19 protein-coding genes are annotated in these 17,548 nt (G+C 74.9%); 8 read left to right on the top strand and 11 right to left on the bottom strand.

Going from position 1 to position 17,548, the window contains the following annotated elements:
- Positions 1-59 precede the first annotated feature (59 nt).
- Positions 60-989: an ROK family protein gene (locus RM844_RS06625; RefSeq protein WP_311665835.1), complete on the bottom strand. Its 930-nt coding sequence runs from the start codon at positions 987-989 to the stop codon at positions 60-62.
- A gap of 43 nt (positions 990-1,032) precedes the next feature.
- On the bottom strand, positions 1,033-2,337 hold the full coding sequence (locus RM844_RS06620; protein ID WP_311665833.1) for a DUF6986 family protein: 1,305 nt from the start codon (positions 2,335-2,337) through the stop codon (positions 1,033-1,035).
- Between the two features lie 354 nt (positions 2,338-2,691).
- Between RM844_RS06620 and RM844_RS06615 the strand changes: the two genes are divergently transcribed.
- Positions 2,692-2,907 carry a hypothetical protein gene (locus tag RM844_RS06615; protein WP_311665830.1) on the top strand — a complete coding sequence of 72 codons (216 nt, stop codon included), beginning with the start codon at positions 2,692-2,694 and terminating at the stop codon, positions 2,905-2,907.
- 61 nt (positions 2,908-2,968) lie between these two features.
- Here the strand turns inward: RM844_RS06615 and RM844_RS06610 are convergent, their stop codons facing one another.
- The 3 genes from RM844_RS06610 to RM844_RS06600 all read right to left on the bottom strand — a co-directional run bounded on the left by RM844_RS06610 (position 2,969) and on the right by RM844_RS06600 (position 5,290).
- On the bottom strand, positions 2,969-3,931 hold the full coding sequence (locus RM844_RS06610; RefSeq protein ID WP_311665828.1) for an electron transfer flavoprotein subunit alpha/FixB family protein: 963 nt from the start codon (positions 3,929-3,931) through the stop codon (positions 2,969-2,971).
- Between the two features lie 81 nt (positions 3,932-4,012).
- Complete coding sequence (locus RM844_RS06605) at positions 4,013-4,798, bottom strand: electron transfer flavoprotein subunit beta/FixA family protein (RefSeq protein ID WP_311665826.1); 786 nt, start codon at positions 4,796-4,798, stop codon at positions 4,013-4,015.
- Between the two features lie 150 nt (positions 4,799-4,948).
- Positions 4,949-5,290 carry a TlpA family protein disulfide reductase gene (locus RM844_RS06600; protein ID WP_311665824.1) on the bottom strand — a complete coding sequence of 114 codons (342 nt, stop codon included), beginning with the start codon at positions 5,288-5,290 and terminating at the stop codon, positions 4,949-4,951.
- A 239-nt stretch (positions 5,291-5,529) separates the two neighbouring features.
- Between RM844_RS06600 and RM844_RS06595 the strand changes: the two genes are divergently transcribed.
- Positions 5,530-6,243, top strand: a complete 714-nt coding sequence (locus RM844_RS06595) for a lysophospholipid acyltransferase family protein (protein WP_311665822.1) — start codon at positions 5,530-5,532, stop codon at positions 6,241-6,243.
- A 21-nt stretch (positions 6,244-6,264) separates the two neighbouring features.
- Here the strand turns inward: RM844_RS06595 and RM844_RS06590 are convergent, their stop codons facing one another.
- From RM844_RS06590 to RM844_RS06580, 3 genes are read right to left on the bottom strand one after another with little or no spacing between them, the layout of a single operon-like run.
- Positions 6,265-7,368, bottom strand: coding sequence for a threonine aldolase family protein (locus RM844_RS06590; RefSeq protein WP_311665820.1), 1,104 nt, complete (start codon positions 7,366-7,368; stop codon positions 6,265-6,267).
- The gene (locus RM844_RS06585; RefSeq protein ID WP_311665818.1) at positions 7,347-8,126 is read right to left on the bottom strand and encodes an SDR family NAD(P)-dependent oxidoreductase; all 780 of its coding nucleotides are present in this window, start codon (positions 8,124-8,126) and stop codon (positions 7,347-7,349) included. Before RM844_RS06585 ends, RM844_RS06590 begins: the two co-directional genes overlap by 22 nt.
- Positions 8,127-8,174: 48 nt before the next feature.
- A complete protein-coding gene (locus RM844_RS06580) occupies positions 8,175-9,572 on the bottom strand; it encodes a DUF6421 family protein (protein WP_311665816.1) in 1,398 nt (465 codons plus the stop codon).
- 132 nt (positions 9,573-9,704) lie between these two features.
- Here RM844_RS06580 and RM844_RS06575 point away from each other — a divergent pair, with 132 nt between their 5' ends.
- Entirely contained in the window at positions 9,705-10,388 is a 684-nt protein-coding gene (locus tag RM844_RS06575; RefSeq protein ID WP_311665814.1) for a glycerophosphodiester phosphodiesterase, read from the top strand.
- 236 nt (positions 10,389-10,624) lie between these two features.
- Here the strand turns inward: RM844_RS06575 and RM844_RS06570 are convergent, their stop codons facing one another.
- Positions 10,625-11,176: a GNAT family N-acetyltransferase gene (locus tag RM844_RS06570; protein WP_311665812.1), complete on the bottom strand. Its 552-nt coding sequence runs from the start codon at positions 11,174-11,176 to the stop codon at positions 10,625-10,627.
- 150 nt (positions 11,177-11,326) lie between these two features.
- Here RM844_RS06570 and RM844_RS06565 point away from each other — a divergent pair, with 150 nt between their 5' ends.
- From RM844_RS06565 to RM844_RS06550, 4 genes are all read left to right on the top strand, one after another.
- Entirely contained in the window at positions 11,327-11,980 is a 654-nt protein-coding gene (locus RM844_RS06565) for a DUF5134 domain-containing protein (RefSeq protein ID WP_311665810.1), read from the top strand.
- A gap of 98 nt (positions 11,981-12,078) precedes the next feature.
- The gene (locus tag RM844_RS06560) at positions 12,079-13,017 is read left to right on the top strand and encodes a M56 family metallopeptidase (RefSeq protein ID WP_311665809.1); all 939 of its coding nucleotides are present in this window, start codon (positions 12,079-12,081) and stop codon (positions 13,015-13,017) included.
- A 156-nt stretch (positions 13,018-13,173) separates the two neighbouring features.
- On the top strand, positions 13,174-13,875 hold the full coding sequence (locus tag RM844_RS06555) for an HAD family hydrolase (protein WP_311665807.1): 702 nt from the start codon (positions 13,174-13,176) through the stop codon (positions 13,873-13,875).
- 159 nt (positions 13,876-14,034) lie between these two features.
- On the top strand, positions 14,035-14,682 hold the full coding sequence (locus RM844_RS06550; protein WP_311665804.1) for a TetR/AcrR family transcriptional regulator: 648 nt from the start codon (positions 14,035-14,037) through the stop codon (positions 14,680-14,682).
- Here RM844_RS06550 and RM844_RS06545 read toward each other — a convergent pair.
- A complete protein-coding gene (locus tag RM844_RS06545) occupies positions 14,673-16,094 on the bottom strand; it encodes an LVIVD repeat-containing protein (RefSeq protein ID WP_311665802.1) in 1,422 nt (473 codons plus the stop codon). The two genes, RM844_RS06550 and RM844_RS06545, sit on opposite strands and share 10 nt — an antisense overlap.
- Positions 16,095-16,278: 184 nt before the next feature.
- Between RM844_RS06545 and RM844_RS06540 the strand changes: the two genes are divergently transcribed.
- The gene (locus RM844_RS06540) at positions 16,279-16,986 is read left to right on the top strand and encodes a DUF305 domain-containing protein (protein WP_311665801.1); all 708 of its coding nucleotides are present in this window, start codon (positions 16,279-16,281) and stop codon (positions 16,984-16,986) included.
- A 49-nt stretch (positions 16,987-17,035) separates the two neighbouring features.
- Here RM844_RS06540 and RM844_RS06535 read toward each other — a convergent pair whose 3' ends face one another.
- Positions 17,036-17,398, bottom strand: a complete 363-nt coding sequence (locus tag RM844_RS06535; RefSeq protein WP_311665799.1) for an ArsR/SmtB family transcription factor — start codon at positions 17,396-17,398, stop codon at positions 17,036-17,038.
- Positions 17,399-17,548: the final 150 nt, after the last annotated feature.

Here is a 17,548-nt window from a genome sequence, read left to right as displayed (position 1 = left end):
CCCCTCCTTCGTCGTCCGAGGATCAGTTGCCCGCTGCACCCCGGGGCAAAAACGTCGTCCTACTCCTGCCAGCAGACGGCCGCCGCCCCCACCAGGCCGGCGTCCGTGCCCAGTTGGGCCGGGACCAGCTCGATGCCCTGGACGAACGGCAGCGTGGCGTACTCGGCCAACGCCCGCCGCACCGGGGCGAAGAGCACCTCGCCCGACTGGCTGACGCCGCCGCCGATCACCACCGTCTCGATCTCCACCAGCGTCGCGGTGGCGGCGATGCCGGCGGCCAGCGCGCGGGCCGAGCGGTCGAAGGCCTCCAGCGCGATCGGATCGCCGGCCGCCGCCGCGGCGGCCACTCCGGCGGCCGTGGCGTCGCCGCCCGGCTCGGCCGGCCGCCAGCCGGCGGCCAGCGCGTACCGGGCGATGTTGGTGCCGCTGGCGATCCGCTCCACGCAGCCGCGTCCGCCGCAGGGACAACGGTCGCCGTTGAAGTCCACGCTGATGTGGCCGATGTGGCCGGCGTTGCCGGTCGGCCCGGCGTAGAGCCGGTCGGCCACGATCAGCCCGCCGCCGACGCCGGTGGAGACCACCATGCACAGCGCGTTGCGCCGGCCCCTGGCCGCGCCCAGCCAGTGTTCCCCGGCAGCGATAGCGGCGCCGTCCCCGACCAGCGTGACGGGCAGTTCGCCGACGACCTTGCGGACGCCGTCGACCAGCGGGAACTCCCGCCAGTTGGGGATGTTGACCGGGCTCACGGTGCCGAGCCTGGCGTCCAGCGGGCCGGCGCTGCCGATGCCGAGGGAGCGGACCCTGGCCCAGTCGGCGGTGTCGGTGAGGTGGGTGACCACGTCGGTCACCGCTCGCAGCACGTCGGCGGCCGACTCCCGGGCCGGGGTGGGCCGTTGCACGCGGTGGAGCAGTTCCCCCTCGCCGGTGACCAGCGCACCGGCGATTTTGGTGCCGCCGATATCAACGGCGGCGACAAGATCAGTGGTCATGAGCGGAAAGCCTGGCCGGTAGGAGCACAGTTGTCCAGTCCGATCATCGTGCGCCGGAGGCAGGACGGGGCGCGGCGTACTCGGTCACGCGCTCCAGCGTGAGCCCGGTGCGCCCGGTGACTTCGGCCGCCGCCAGCGCGCCGCAGCGCAGCCCGCGGAGCAGGAAGCCGGCGAGCGCGCGGGCGGTGGCCGGCTCGTCGAGCAACGCGCCCTGGGTGCCGGCCGCGTAGTCGGCCAACCGGCCGGCCGCGTCCGGCAGGCCGGCGCGGTAGAAGGCGTACACGGCGGCGTAGCGGGTCGGCAGGTGGCCGGGGTGCATGTCCCAGCCCTGGTAGTAGCCACGGGCCAGGGCGCGGGTGACCAGCCGGTGGTGGGTGTGCCAGGCGGCCCGCACCCGCTCGGGCGGGCCGACCGGCAGCACCTGGGTTGAGCCGTCGGAGAGCCGCACCCCGGTGCCGGCGGCGGCCAGCTGCATCACGGCCTTGGCGTGGTCGGCGGCCGGGTGGTCGGGGGCCTGGTGGGCAGCGCTGATGCCGAGCGCCGCGCTGTAGTCGAAGGTGCCGTAGTGCAGGCCGGTCAGCCGTCCCTCGGTGGCGTCCAGCAGCCGGGCGACGGTGGCCGTGCCGTCCGGGCCGAGCACGGCGGCCGGGGTCTCGACCTGGATCTCGAAGCGGAGCCGGCCTTCGGGCAGGCCCAGGGCGCGCTCCAGCGCGGCGCAGAGCCCGGCCATCGCGGTGGCCTGCCCGGGGTGGCTGACCTTGGGCAGGGTGAGCCGCAGCCCGGCGGGCAGTGGCCCGTGGCTGAGCAGTGTGCTGAGGAAGACGTCCAGCACCCGCACCGCGCGGTCCCGGACGGCCGCCTCCAGGGACTGGCAGCGGATGCCGGCGAACGGCGGCGCCTGCCCGCCGGCCACGGCGGCGGCCAGCTGGTGGGCGGCGTCGGCGGCGACCGCCTCCTCCTCGGCGGCCGGCCGGGGGGCGAAGCCGTCCTCGAAGTCGATCCGCAGGTCCTCGACCGGCTCGTCGGCGAGCTTGGCGCGCACCCGGGCGTACTGTTCGGCCGCCTCGGCCCCCTCGGCCGGGCCGGCCGGCGCCCCGACGGCGGCGGCGAACGAGGCGGCGTCCGGGGCGTGTTGGTCCAGCAGGGCGAGCGCGGCGCGGCCCCAGTCGGCGGGGGTGTCGGCGGTGTAGCGGTCGGCGGGCACGTAGACGGTGTGCACGGGCTGCCGGTCGCCGGGGTCACCCGGGTAGCGGCGGTCCAACTCGGCGTCCACGGCGGCCAGCGCCTGGTCGAGTTCGGCGTGGACGGTGTTCGGCAGGCTGTGCGCGGGCCGGGCGCCGGGCGTCATGGGTTCCCCATCCTTCGGGTGCGTTCCTCGGGTGCGTTCCTCGGTGGTCGAAAACTCGCTCGTCGAAAGCTCGTGGGTCGAGAAGTGGGGTCGGGAGCCGGCGTCGGGAACCGGGGTCGGGAGGGCGCGCTCGCCCGGGGGCGGGAGCCCGGAAAACCGGTCGGGGTGGGGGGTTGGGGCCTCGCGCGGTGGCCGCCGGAAACACGGGACGGGCCGTGTCACGCCGCGTTCATCGGGCGACCACGGATCGCCACGGAGGCTTGATCGCGGGGCAAAGGCCCCGTAAACGGCGTGGCCGAGGCTGGTGGGCGGGTGGAGAAGTCCCACCCTGACCTCGACGTAGAGGAGACCATCATGGAGTACCACCACCTGTTGGCGGCCTGGGCGGTCAGTCACCAGTACGCGGACGACGGCAGCGGCCCGCCGCCGGCCGTCTCGGAGTTGGAGGCCGACCGGCGCGCCGGTCGGGCGGCCCGCACGGCGCCCGCCCCGGCGCGGGCCAGGACCACGAGCGCCGCCCGGTGGCGACGACGGCGCCCGGCGACGGCCGCCCCGGCCACCGTCACCTGACGGCCACGGCGCCGCGCCCGACCCGGGCGCGGCGCCGTTCGCCCGTCGCCGCCGCGGAGGGTCAGCCCTTGCGGGCCCGCACCTCCTCGGTGAGGGCGGGGACGACCTCGAAGAGGTCGCCCACCACGCCGTAGTCGACCAGCTCGAAGATGGGCGCCTCGGCGTCCTTGTTGATGGCGACGATGGTCTTGGACGTCTGCATCCCGGCCCGGTGCTGGATGGCGCCGGAGATGCCCGCGGCCACGTAGAGCTGCGGGGAGACCGTCTTGCCGGTCTGGCCGACCTGCGCGGAGTGCGGGTACCAGCCGGCGTCCACCGCCGCGCGGGAGGCGCCGACCGCGGCGCCGAGGGAGTCGGCGAGCGCCTCGATGACCGCGAAGTTCTCCGCGCCGTTGACGCCGCGCCCGCCGGAGACCACGATCGCGGCCTCGGTCAGCTCGGGCCGCCCGGAGGCCTCGCGCGGGGTGCGGGAGACCACCTTGGTGCCGGTGGCCAGCGGGCCGAAGGAGACCGCCAACTCCTCGACGGCGCCGGCCGCCTGGGCCGCCTCGGGGGCCACCGCGTTGGGCTTGACGGTGATCACCGGGGTGCCGTGGGTGACCCGGGAGGTGGTGGTGAAGGCGGCGGCGAAGACCGACTGGCTGACCACCGGGCCCTCGTCGCCCGCGGTGACGTCCACCGCGTCGGTGAGCAGCCCGGACTCCAGGCGCAGCGCGAGGCGGGCGGCGATCTCCTTGCCCTCGGCGGAGGAGGGGACCAGCACGGCGGCCGGGGAGACGGCGGCGACGGCGGCCTGCAGGGCGTCGACCTTCGGCGCCACCAGGTAGTCGGTGAACTCCGGCGCGTCGGCGGCCAGCACCCGGGTCGCGCCGTGCTCGCCGAGGACGGCCGCGGCCGCCTCGGCGCCCGGGCCCAGGTGGACGGCGACGGGGTCGCCGAGCCGGCGGGCCAGGGTCAGCAGCTCCAGGGTGGGCTTGCGGACGGTGCCGTCCAGGTGGTCGACGTAGACGAGGATTTCAGCCATGGGTGCGTTCTCCAGCGGGATGCGAACTACGGGCGGGCGGGGCGGACGCGGTCGGCCGCGTCCGGTGGCGACGCGGCGCGCTCAGACGAACTTGCGCTCGGCGAGGAAGGCGGCCAGCCGCTTGGCGCCGTCGCCCTCGTCGGTGACGACCTCGCCCGCGGTGCGGGCCGGGCGCGGGGTGGCGGACTCGACCGTGGTCCAGGCCCCGGCCAGGCCGACCTCCTCGGCCTCGATCTCCAGGTCCTCCAGGTCCAGGCTCTCCACCGGCTTCTTCTTGGCCGCCATGATCCCCTTGAAGGAGGGGTAACGGGCCTCGCCCGACTGGTCGGTGACCGAGACGACGGCGGGCAGCGCGGCCTCCAGCCGCTCCGTGGCGGCGTCCCCGTCCCGCCGGCCGGCGACCTTGCCCTCGGCCACGGACAGCTCGGACAGCAGCGTCACCTGGGGCACCCGGAGCCGCTCGGCGAGCAGCGCCGGCAGCACGCCCATGGCGCCGTCGGTGGAGGACATCCCGCAGACCACCAGGTCGTAGCCGACGTGCTCGATGGCCTTGGCCAGCACCAGCGAGGTGGCCATGACATCGCTGCCGACCACGTCCTCGTCCTCGACGTGCACGGCCTTGTCGGCGCCCATGGACAGCGCCTTGCGGAGCGCGTCGTTGGCGTCCTCCGGGCCGGCGGTCACGACGGTGACCTCGGCGTCGTCGGCCTCCTCCGCGATCCGCAGGGCCTGCTCGACCGCGTACTCGTCCAGCTCCGACAGCAGGCCGTCCACGGCCTCCCGGTCGGTGGTCAGGTCCTCGGTGAAGCCGCGGTCGCCCGTCGCGTCGGGTACGTACTTCACACAGACAACGATCTTCAAGCTCACGCCGGCTCTCCTACAGCTAGTCGGTCCGCAACGGGCACTGGCAAGATCAACCCGGTAGTTACTCGCCAGTACACTAGAGGATATCCCCTGCGGGCAAGGATGTCGCACTGTGACATGGCCAACCCGCTTGGCACCCGACCCCGTTGCTGGTCACGCCTCGATCGCCGCGCCCAGCGCCGCGATCACGTCCACGCGTCGAGGCTGCCCAGCCGCCCGGCGGACCACGCGTCCCGCCGCGTCGAGCACCAGCACGGTGGGGGTGCCCGTGACGCCGAGGGCGCGGACCAGGTCGAGCCGGGCCTCGGCGTCGATCTCCAGGTGGGCCACGCCCGCCACCATGCCGGCGACGTCGGCCAGCACCGCCCTGGTGGCCCGGCAGGGCTGGCAGAAGGCGGTGCCGAAGTGCAGCAGGGTGGCCCGCTCCCCCAGCGGCCCGACGCCCAGCGTCGCCGCGTCGAGGCGGTCGGCCGCCGGCTCCGACGGGTCCGTCATCGCGCTCGTCCCTCCCTGCGTCGGGCGGGCCCCGGAAGGCCCCTGTCAGACAGCCTGCCAGAGGAAGTTTTCCGGAGCGCGCCGGCCACCCCAACTCCCGTGGCGCGGGGGCCGACCCGGGAGCGGGTCCAGGCCACGAGACCGGCCCCGGGCTGGCGTTCGCAGCGGCTTTCGGGCACGATCGGGCCACCCCAGAAGTTACGGTGGCGTAGGTTGCCGCTTCGAAAGAGGTCCCTCCCATGGCAGAGTTCGTGTACCCGCCGGTCGTCGCCACCGCGCGGACCATGTTCAAGGTGCTCGACCTGCGCTTTGACATCACCGGCGTCGAGCATGTGCCGCGGCAGGGCGGCGCGGTCCTGGCCAGCAACCACATCGGCTACCTGGACTTCGTCTTCGCCGGCTTCGCGGCCCGGCCGGCCAAGCGCCTGGTGCGCTTCATGGCCAAGGAGTCGATCTTCAAACACAAGGTCTCGGGCCCGCTGATGCGCGCCATGAAGCACATCCCGGTGGACCGCGCCCGCGGCGACCAGGCGTTCGCCCCGGCCCTGTCCGCGCTGCGCTCCGGCGAGATCGTCGGGGTCTTCCCCGAGGCGACGATCTCGCCCTCGTTCACGCTGCGCCGGTTCAAGTCGGGGGCCGCGCGGATGGCGCAGGAGGCCGGGGTGCCGCTGCTACCGGTCGCGCTCTGGGGCACCCAGCGGCTGTGGACCAAGGGCCGCAAGCGCGACCTGCGGCGCAACCACATCCCGATCACCATCCGGATCGGCAAGCCGCTGGTGCCGGAGCCGGAGGAGCCGGCGGCCAACCTCACGGAGCGGCTGCGGGAGCGGGTGCACGAGCTGCTGGACGCGGCGCAGCGCGCCTACCCGGACAAGCCGGAGAAGCCCGAGGACGCCTGGTGGCTGCCGGCGCACCTGGGCGGCGGCGCGCCGCCGGCGGCCGGCCGGTCCTGAGGCCGGCCGGGCGCCGCCGGGTCAGCGTTCCAGCTCCTCGCGGAGCGCGGCGAGAAAGCCGTCCACGTCCGCCTCGGTGGTGTCGAAGGTACACATCCAACGCACCTCGCCGGCCGCCTCGTTCCAGAAGTAGAACGGGTAGCGCTTCATCAGGCGGCGGCTGGTCTCCTGCGGCAGCCGGGCGAAGACCGCGTTGGCCTGGACCGGATAGCTGACGGTCACGCCGTCCACCTCGGCGACGCCGTCGGCCAGCCGGCGGGCCATCGCGTTGGCGTGCCGGGCGCCGCGCAGCCACAGGTCGCCGGCGAGCAGCGCCTCGAACTGCGCGGAGACGAAGCGCATCTTGCTGGCCAGCTGCATGGACAGCTTGCGGATGTGGAGCATGGCGCGGACCCGCTCGGGGTTGAGCACCACCACGGCCTCGCCGAAGACCAGCCCGTTCTTGGCGCCGCCGAAGGAGAGCACGTCCACGCCGACGTCCGTGGTGAACGCCGCCGGCGGCAGGTCGAGCGCCGCCGCCGCGTTGGCCAGCCGGGCGCCGTCCAGGTGCACGGCCATCCCCCGGGCGTGGGCGAACTCGGCGACGGCGGCGATCTCGTCCGGCGTGTAGACGGTGCCCAGCTCGGTGCTCTGGGTCAGCGAGACGACCTGCGGCATGGCACGGTGCTCGTCCTCGAAGCCGTGCGCCTCCCGGGCGACCAGCTCGGGGGTGAGCTTGCCGTCCGGGGTGGGCACGGGCAGCAGCTTGAGTCCGCCGACCCGCTCGGGGGCGCCGCCCTCGTCCACGTGGATGTGCGCGGTGGTGGTGCTGATCACCGCGCCCCAGCGGTCGGTGAGCGCCTGGAGGCCGACGACGTTGGCGCCGGTGCCGTTGAAGACCGGGTAGACCTCGGCGCGCGGCCCGAAGTGGCGGCGGAAGATCTCGCCGAGGTGCTCGGTGTAGACGTCCGCGCCGTAGGCGGACTGGTGGCCGCCGTTGGCCAGGGCCAGGGCGGCGAGCACCTCGGGGTGGGCGCCCGAGTAGTTGTCGGAGGCGAAGCCGCGGGCCGTCGGGTCGTGCCGGCGGCGGGCGTCGGTCTCTCCCGGGGTGGCGGGCGGGTCGGTCAGGGCTTCGGGGTGAGCCACAGGCGGTTTCCGTTCACTTCCTGGGTCGGGGTGGTCCACAACCGGCTGACGGCGTCGGCGAGTTCGGCGACGTCGGTGAAGCCGGCGAACTTGGCGTTCGGCTTCTCGGCCCGCATCGCCTCGGTGACCAGGGCCTTGATCACCAGCACGGTGGCGGCGGCCGGCGGCGGGGCGTCGTCCTCGGCGGCCTTCCGGTAGTCGTCGGCCAGGGCCAGCGTCCACGCCTCGGCGGCGGCCTTGGCGGCGGCGTACGCGGCGTTGCCCGCGGTCGGCCGGCTGGCGCCGGCGGCGCTGATCAGCACGTAGCGGCCGTTGCCCGAGCGGGCCAGCGGGGCGTGGAAGGCGAGCGAGGTGTGCTGGACGGTGCGCACCAGCAGGTCGTGCAGCAGCGTCCAGTCGGCGAGGTCGGTCTCGGCGAAGCCGGCCGAGCCGCGCCAGCCGCCGACCAGGTGCACCAGGCCGTCGATCCGCCCGTACTCGTCCTCGATCTTCGCGGCCCAGGCGCGGGTCGCGTCCAGGTGCAGCAGATCGACGGTGTCGCCGACGACGGTGGCGCCGCCGTGCGCGAAGCGGGCGGCGTCCACCCCCTCGGCGAGCCGGGCCGGGTCGGCGTCGGCGGCGACCACGGTGGCGCCGGCCTGGGCCAGGCGCAGCAGGGTGGCCTGGCCGGCCGGGCCGCCGGCGCCGGCGACCGCGATCACCGCGCCCTCCAACACGCCGCCGGCCTTGGGTGTCGCGCCGGTGATGGGAGTGTTCATCCTCGCCTCCTCGTCGAAGCCATTTTGCCCGGAGTGCGCGCCGCCCGCTCAGGCGGCCTGACGGCCGGCCTGGGCGGCGGTGATGCCCCGGGTGGACTCGATCACCTTACGGAGCTTCCGGGCCAGCGCCTCGTAGAAGAGACTCAGCGGGAACTCGTCCGGCAGCACCTCGTCGACCAGCCGGCGGGGCGGCTGGCTGAGGTCCAGCGCGTCCGGGCCCTTGGCCCAGACCGAACCGGGGTGCGGGGAGAGGTAGTTGGCGACCAGGTCGTAGGCCTTGAGCCAGTGCACGATCTTGGGGCGGTCGATGCCGCGCCGGTAGAGGGTCTCGATCTCCTCGCGCAGCTGGGCGGTGACCGCGCGGGCGTGCGCCCAGTCCACCGTGAGGCGGTTGTCCCGCCAGCGCAGCGCGTCGTGCTGGTGCAGGTAGGCGAAGAGCAACTGGCCGCCCAGGCCGTCGTAGTTGCGCACCCGGGCGCCGGTGACGGGGAACCGGAAGAGCCGGTCGAGCAGCACCGCGTACTGCACGTCGCGGCCCTGCGGGTAGCCGTCGTCGGCGAGCTTGCCGGCCTCGTGGAAGGCGGTGAGGTCGCAGCGCAGTTCCTCAAGCCCGTACATCCAGAACGGCTGGCGCTGTTTGATCATGAAGGGGTCGAACGGCAGGTCGCCGTGGCTGTGGGTGCGGTCGTGCACCATGTCCCACAGCCCGAAGGTCTGCTGGCAGCGCCGCTGGTCGGTCAGCAGGCCCTGGGCCTCCTCGGGCAGGGCGAGGCTGGTGACCTGGCAGGCGGCCTCGACCACCCGGCCGAAGCGGGCGGCCTCCCGGTCGCAGAAGATGGCGCCCCAGGAGAACCGCTCGGGGGCCTGGCGGACCGCGATGGTCTCGGGGAAGAGGACGGCCGAGTTGGTGTCGTAGCCGTCGGTGAAGTCCTCGAAGGTGATGCTGAGGAAGAGCGGGTTGTCGTAGCGGGTGCGCTCCAGCTCGGCCAGCCAGTCGGGCCAGACCACCCGGAAGACCACCGCCTCCAGGTTCCGGTCCGGATTGCCGTTCTGGGTGTACATCGGGAAGACCACCAGGTGCTGGCGGCCGTCGACGCGGCTGGCGGTGGGCTGGAAGGCGAGCAGCGAGTCGAGGAAGTCCGGCACCCCGAAGCCGCCGTCGGCCCAGCGGCGCAGGTCGGCGACGAGCGCCCGGTGGTAGGCGGCGTCGTGCGCCAGGAGCGGCGACAGCGTCTCGACGGCGTCCGTGATCCGCGCCACCTGGCGGGTCAACTCGGCCGGGTCCGGGGCGTCTTCGGCGGTCAGGTCGATGGAGCCGTCCTTCGCCTGGGCCGGCCGGATCGCGGCGACGGCCGCCTTGAGCACCGGCCAGGCGGGGTGCTCGACCACACGGTCGTCCGTCGATCCGCCGCCCGATGCCGCGATTGACGCAAGACTTTCCGTCATGTCCCACCCTCCACAGAAGAATATGTTGTGCTTCCACGGTATCGGCTGAAGATTGGCCCATCAACAGGGCTGCCGTCCCGGACCGGGCTCGGGGCTCGGGGCTCGGCCGGGGCGCGGCCTAGGGTGTGGGCCATGTCGCTGCTGACCGTGGGGCACCGTGGCCTGATGGGCGTGGAGCCGGAGAACACACTGCGCTCGTTCCGCCGGGCCCGGCGGGCCGGGCTGGACGCGATCGAGCTGGACCTGCGGCTGAGCCGGGACGGCGCGCTGGTGGTGCTGCACGACGCCCGGGTGGACCGCACCACCGACGGGCGCGGCGCGGTCGCCGAGCTGACGCTGGCGGAGCTGCGCGCGCTGGACGCCGGCCGGGGCGAGCGGGTGCCGCTGCTGGCCGAGGTGGTGGCCGAGATCGACGGGCCGCTGCAACTGGAGATCAAGGACGTGGCGGCGGCCGGGGAACTGGCCGCGTTCGTGGACCGGCACGGACTGACCGGGCGGGTCACCGTGATCTCGTTCCACGACGTGGCGCTGGCGGCCTTCGCGGCGGCGCTGCCGGCGGTGCCGCGCGGGCTGGTCACCGGCACGTCCACCGCGACCGCCCCGGAGCGGGCGGCGGCGCTCGGCTGCGCGCTGGTCTCCTGCGCGCTGCCCCGGCTGGACGCCGAGGTGGTGACGCGCTGCCGCGCGGCCGGGCTGCCGGTGCTGGCCTGGACCGTGAACACCGAGGCGGAGCTGGCCCGGGCGCGTGAGCTGGGGCTGGCCGGAGTGGTGACCGACCGGCCGGAGATCGTCCGGGCGGCCAGGTCAGCGGGCTGACAGGGGCGGGCTTGACGGGGGTGGGTCTGGGACCTGACCGGGGCGGAGCGGGTCGGGACCTGACCGGAGCGCTGACCGGGCGCGGCTCAGCCGCCCAGCGCCGGCGCTGGGCGGCGGGCCCCGGGCGGACCAGCCGGCGGCGGCCGCGCCGTCCGCCACCGGCCCGCCGGCGGCCGCGGGTCAGGGGTCTTGCGCGGCAGGCCAGGCGGGGCCGCGCGGCAGGCTGATCCCGGCGGTCAGGGCAGCGGCTTGACCAGGACGGCGAAGCGCAGGTCGGGGCGGCGGGGGAGGCCGAAGCGTTCCTCGCCGTAGGGGAAGGGCAGCGTCTCGCCGGTGGGCCGGTAGCCGCACCGCTCGTACCAGGCGATCAGCTCGCTGCGGGCGGAGATCACCTGCATCACCATCGTGTCGGCCCGCCAGTCGCGGGCCGCGCGGGCCTCCGCCTCGGCCAGCACCCGGCGGCCGAGGCCGCCGCCCTGGCGGCCGGGGCGGACCGCGAACATCCCGAAGTAGGCGTCGGTGCCGCCGGCGGCACCGGTCCGGCGCTGGAGGTGGCAGCAGGCCACCAGCTCGCCGCCGTCCCGCACGGTGAGCAGCAGGCTCTCCGGGTCGGTGAGCAGCTCGCGGACGGCCTCGGGGTCGGTGCGCTGGCCGTCCAGCAGGTCGGCCTCGGTGGTCCAGCCGGCCCGGCTGGCCTCACCCCGGTACGCGGACTCCACCAGCGCCACCAGCGCCGGCACGTCCGCCTCGTCCGCCGCCCGGAAGTCCAACTCGCCTGTCGCCGTCACGGCCGGCCATCCTACGCGCCGCCGCTCCCCCGCACGCCCCGGGGCGGACCGGGCCGGGCGCGACGGCGTACGCGCGCCCCCGCGCCCCCGTGCGCCGCCGTGCGGGCGCCCCCGCGCGGGCAGCCTTCGCGGTGAGCGGCGGAGGTGGCGATGCACGGTCCGGTGCTGGTGAGTTGGCTGCTGGTCGGGGTCTGCGGCGGCATAGGCGGCTACTGCCTGGCCCGGCTGCGCCGGGCGGCGCCCGGGCAGCGGCAGGCGCGGGCGCTGGAGGCGGCGATGGGGCTGTCCATGGCGCTGATGGCGTGGGCCATGACGGGCGCGCCGGGGCCGCCGGCCGGCCTGCTGGTGGTGGTGTGCGGGGCGACGGCGGTGGCGGCGGCGCTGCCGCTGGGGCTGCGCGCCCGGCACCGGGCACACCACCTGGTGGAGGGTGGCGGGATGGTCTACATGGCGCTGGTGATGGCCGGCGCGGTGGCCGGCGGCCACGGGGCACACGCCGGCCATGGCGGCCATGCGGGCCACGGCGGTGACGCCGGGCTGAGCGGGGTGCCGGTGGTGACCGGCGCGCTGCTGGCGTACTTCGCGCTGCACGCGCTGCACACCGCGCCCCGGCTACTCCCGGCAGCCGGAGGGCGCGCGGGGGTCGCGCGCCGGGGCCCGCGCCCGCGCGCGCACGGCGGGACGGCGGGGACCGGTGCGACGGTGGGTGCGGCGGTGGGCCCGGAGGCGGTCGAGGACGAGCTGGCGGTGGCCTGTCGGCTGGCGCTAGGGCTCGGCATGGTGGCCATGCTGCTGGCCATGTGAGCCGCCGGGACGCCGCCCGACCAGCGCCGGATGAGGCGTTGCTCACCTCGGCGGCCACCCCGGTCAACGGCGCTCCGGCGGGGCTCTAGGCTGGGGTCATGGTGATCACCATCACGCTGCTCGGGTTGGGTGCGTTGACCGCCGCGATCGCTCCCCGGGTGGTGGCGCGCGGTGCCTGGTCGGACCGGGAACCGGTGCTGGCCCTGTGGATGTGGCAGTGCGTGGTGGCCGCCGTGCTGCTGTGCTGCGTGCTGGCCATGGCGTTCTCCGGCGCGGCCGCCTGGCGGCTGGTGCACGGCGGGGTCTTCGCCCCCGCGCCGGCGCAGGTGGTGGACGCCTACGCGCTCCCCGACGGCGACCGGGTGGCCGCCGGGCTGGCGTTGCTGCTGGCCTGCGGTGGGCTGTGGACGGCGGTCGCGCTGACCCGGGAGGTCTACCGGGCCCGGGTGCGACGCCGGCGCCGGCGCGCCGAGTTGCTGGCCCGTTCGCCGCTGCTGCCGGGTGAGGTGGCGCGGTCCACGGGGCCGTTGGTGGTCTGTGAGGACGAGCGGCCGGACGCCTGGCTGCTGCCGGGCTCGCCGCCCCAGCTGATGATCACCACCGCCGCGCTGCGCCGGCTCAACCGGCGCCAGCTGGACGCCGTGCTGGCGCACGAGCGGGGGCACGCGCGGGCGCGTCACCACTGGCTCCAGCACTGCGCCGGCGCGCTGGCCGGCGGTTTTCCCGGGGTGCCGGTCTTCGCCGCGTTCCAGACGCAGGTGCACCGGCTGGTCGAGCTGTCCGCCGACGACATGGCGTCCCGCAGGTTCGGTCGGCTGACCACGGCGCTGGCGCTGGTGGGGCTGAACGAGGGGCGTGGCGTGTTCGGCTGCGCGACCGAGCACACCGAGGTGCCGCAGCGGGTGAACCGGCTGCTGGAGCCGGAGCGGCGGCTGTCCACCGCCCGCCGGCTGCGGCTGACGGCGGCGGTCACGCTGGTGCCCGTGGTGCCGCTGCTGGTCGCCTTCGCCCCCGGCCTGACCGCCCTGCACGGCTGACGGGGCGCCCCTGGGGGCGCGGGTCGGCGCCGCGCGCCGGCAGGCACGCCGGTCCGCACCGGCCGGCCGCACGCCCCGGGAGATGGGCGGCCGTGCGCGGCCCCGGAGCGGGCGCTCGGCTGGCCGTCGGGGCGCGGGCTGCGGGAGAATTCCGCCATGACCATCAGGGGCGTGCTCTTCGACTTCTCCGGGACCCTGCTGCGGATCGAGCCGACCGCCGACTGGCTCCGGGTGGGCCTGACCCGGGTCGGGGTGCGGCTGCCGGAGGACGAACTGCGGCGGCTGGCCGCCGCGTTGGAGGGGGTCGGCGCACTGCCCGGGGGCTCCGAGCCGACGGTGGTGCCGCCGGAGCTGCGGGAGCTGTGGGAGGCGCGGGACGTGGACGCGCGGGGCCACCGGCGGCTGTACGTCACCCTGGCGCGGCAGGTGCCGCTGCCCGGCGCCCCCGAGGTGTACGACGTCCTCTACGACCGGCACATGGAGCCGGCGGCCTGGCGGCCCTACCCGGACGCCCGACCGGTGCTGGCGGAGCTGGCGGCGCGGGGCGTGCCGGTCGCGGTGGTGAGCAACATCGGCTGGGACCTGCGGCCGGTCTTCCGCGAGCACGGGATGCTGGACCTGGTGTCGGCGTTCGCGCTCAGCTACGAGCACGGGGTGAAGAAGCCCGATCCGCCGCTCTTCGCGCTCGCCTGCGACGCGTTGGGGGTGGCGCCGGAGCAGGCGCTGATGGTCGGCGACAACGCCACCGCCGACGGCGGGGCCACGGCCCTGGGCTGCGCGGTGCACCTGGTGCGGCACCTGCCGGTCGGGGACCGGCCGGACGACCTGCGGCCGGTGCTGGAGTTGGTCGGCGCCTGAGCCGGCCGCCCGCCGGGGGCGGCCGGGGTCCGGTGGTGGTATCGGACGGTCCCCCGCACCGCCCGATACCACCCCCGGCCTTCCTTCCCCCGGGCGCGGGGAAAGAACCAGCTGGCCGGCTGAGTATATTGGCTGCCAGCCAGTCAACGGGAGCCCAGCATGTCGCCTCGCCGCCCATCGGTCAATGAGGAGATGCGGCGACGTTCCCGCGAACGGCTGCTCCAGGCCACCGTCGAGCTGGTCGCCGAGCGCGGCTACGAGGCCACGACCTTGGGAAACATCGCGGATCGGGCCGGCGCGGCCCGCGGTCTGGTCTCCTACTACTTTCCCGGGAAACGCCAGCTGCTCCAGTCGGCGGTGCACCGGCTGATGCACCGCACACTGGCCGCCGCGCTGGAGCGGGAGCCCCGGCCGACGGGCCCGGAGGCGGGCCGGGAGCTGCTGGCCCGGGCCATCGACGCGATCCTGGGGCTGGCCGCCGACCAGCCGGTGCTGATGCGGGCGCACATGGCGGGGCTGCTCCAGTACGAGGGCTTCATCCAGTGCGCGGAGCAGCAGCGGCTGGCGGCGCTGCTGCGGGAGACGATGGTCGCGTTCGGCTCGGCCGACCCGGACACCGACTACCCGGTGCTGCGGGCGCTGTTGATGGGGGCGGTGGTGGCCCAGCTGCTGCCGGGGGCGCCGATGGCGCCGCAGCGGCTGCGGGCGGAGCTGTTCAGCGGGTACGGGCTGGACTGGGAGCTGGGGGTGCCGCCGGGCCCGAAGCCGCCCGGCGGCACGCCGCGTGCCGGGGGGCCTCAGCGGTAGCTGGGCTGCGTCTGCGGGTTCAGCTCGGACAGCCGCACGCCACGGGCCGGGTCGGTGCGCCGGTCGTCGATCCGCAGGACGTCCAGGCCCTTCTGGTCGTTGGAGTAGATGTGGCCGTTGTAGTAGTAGGAGGACCAGGCGCCGCCGAAGGAGAGCCGGTCGCCGTTGACCGGGCCGCGCTCGAAGTAGCCGATCTCGCGGGGCCGGTCCGAGTCGGTGAACTCCCAGACCGAGATGCCGCCCTGGTACCAGGCCTGGACCATGATGTCCCGCCCGGGCACCGGGATCAGTGAGCCGTTGTGGGCCACGCAGTTCTCGGTGTCGGCCTGGTGGCGCGGGATCTTGAAGTAGCTGCGGAACTCCAGCCGCCGGTCGTCGCCGCGGCCGGTGACGTGGTAGATGCCGTTGGCGCCGAACTCGTCGCCGATCTCCGCGTTGCAGGTGGCCGCCCCGCCGCCGCCGAGTTCGTCGGTGAAGACGATCTTGCGTCCGTCCTCGCTGAAGGTGGCCGAGTGCCAGAAGGCGAAGTGCTCGGTGTCCTGCACCCGGTCGATGACGCGGGGGGTGGCCGGGCGGGAGATGTCCAGCAGCAGGCCGTCGCCCATGCAGGCGCCGGCGGCCAGGTCGAGCTCCGGGTAGGCGGTGATGTCATGGCAGCCGGAGGTGGCCGATCCCGAGTCGTCGCCGGGGAAGCCGCCGTCCGGGAAGAGCACCTCGAAGCTGGAGAGTTCGGCCCGCTCCGGCGCGTGCCGGGGCACCTTCACCACGGAGATCCCGTCGTGGGGCGGCTGGCAGTCGGGGAAGGTCGCGTGGGGCGAGTAGGAGGAGACGTAGACGTAGACGTTCCGCCGCTCCGGCACGATGGTGTGGGTGTGCGAGCCGCAGGCGGTCTCGACGGCGGCGACGTAGCGCGGGGCGCGCACGTCGCTGATGTCGAAGACCCGGATGCCCTCCCAGGAGTCCGGGTCGGTCGCCGGCTGGGCCTCGCTGGCGCAGGAGTCGTCACTGCGCGAGGAGTCGACGGAGAAGAAGAGCAGGTCGCCGGAGACGGAGATGTCGCCCTGCGCGCCCGGGCAGAGCACCTGGCTGACGACACGCGGGGCGCGGGGGCGGCTGATGTCGTAGACGACGAAGCCGTTGTAGTTGCCGGCGAACGCGTACTTGCCCTGGAAGACCAGGTCGCTGTTGGTGCCGAGGCCCTCGGCGCGGGGGACGTTGGCCAGGTGGGTGATGTTGTCGCTGTGCACGATCTCGTCGACGTCGGGTATCTCGCCCGCGGCGATGGCCGCCCGGGTGCGCTCCCCGGCGCTGCCGGCGGTCTCGACGCCGGTGGTGGGGTCCCGGTCCGGGTCGGGGGTGGCGGCGGCCGGGCCCGCCAGGAACAGGGTGGCCAGCAGGCCCGAGAGGGCCACGAGCACCCCGATCCTTCCCTTCCGGCGACGGCCTTGGTGCAACGGTGTCACGACGAATCCTCCCTCAGTCCGCAGGGGTGACCGCGGAGTTGGCGAACCGATTGCGTACCCTTCAGTATGGATAACTGCATGTACATATCAACATAGGCAACAGGACTGTCATCTTCCGCAACAGGAGGCTCCGTTGACGGACCGCCCGCGCGCCACCCACCGCCGCTCCCCCGCTCCCGTTCGCGTCGCGCTGACCGCCGCGCTCGCGGTCCTCGGGCTGGCCGCCTGTAGCGGCGGGACGGAGGAGGCGGCGGCCGACGACCCACGGCCCTCCGTGATCGCCCCCGGCGCCCCCGGCGAGGACGCCGAGACGCTCACCCAGGAGGAGGCCGCCGCCCGGCTGCCGGAGGCCGGCGCCGCCGACCCGGCCGACCTCGCCTACCTGCGCGGCATGATCGAGCACCACGGGCAGGCGCTGGCGATGACCGAGCTGGCGCTGACCCACGCCGAGGACCCGGCGGTGCGCGGCATCGCCGAACGGATCGAGGCCGCCCAGGGCCCGGAGATCGAGGTGATGCGGGCCTGGCTGGCCGAGCGCGGGGCGGACGGCGAGGACGGTGGCCAGGGCGAGCATGGCGACCACGGCGACCACGGGGAGCCCGAGGGGCACGGGGACATGCCGGGGATGGCCTCCCCCGAGGAACTGGACCGGCTGGCCGCGGCCCGGGGCGACGCCTTCGACGCGCTCTTCCTGGAGCTCATGATCCGGCACCACGAGGGCGGCGTGACCATGGCGGTCGAGGTGCTGGGCAGCACCACGGACCAGTCCGTGGAACAACTGGCCAACGACGTGGTGGCCAGCCAGAGCGCGGAGATCGACCGCATGACGGCCCTGACATGACCGAAGCCCCCCGGCGGGGCCCGAGCCCGGTCCCGGGCCCGCCCGCGCGCTACGCGCCCCGGCGGGCCTGGGCCGGGGCGGTGTAGGCGGTCAGGATGGCGTCGAGGAGACCGGGGAAGAGGGCTTCCAGGTCGGCTCGGCGCAGGGCGTTCAGCTTGGCGGTGCCGCGGTAGGCCTGGCGGATGACGCCGGCCTCGCGCAGCACCCGGAAGTGATGGGTGCAGGTGGACTTGGTGACCGGCAGCTCGAAGGCGGAGCAGGGCAGCTCGGCCGCGGTGGCGGCGAGGGCGCTGACCAGGGAGAGCCGGACCGGGTCGGCGAGCGCGTGCAGCACCTGCGGCAGCCGGATGTCGGCGCGGTCGGGGTGGTCCAGGGCGCGACCTGGGAGGGCGGTGCTGGCGCCGGGCGTCATGGCCCCATCGTACGGAAGGCCACCGCCCGACCGAACAGCACTACTTGCACACGCCTGGTATTTGTCGGAGACTCGTCTTGTACGAGGACCTTCGTACTTCATGGGTCCGCAGGTCGGGTGTGCCCTGTCACCCGGCCGGCCGGGCGTCCC

Origin of the sequence: Streptomyces chisholmiae (assembly GCF_031845445.1) — a bacterium.
Classification (GTDB): domain Bacteria; phylum Actinomycetota; class Actinomycetes; order Streptomycetales; family Streptomycetaceae; genus Streptomyces; species Streptomyces chisholmiae.
This window is presented reverse-complemented; position numbering and strand designations above follow the sequence as displayed.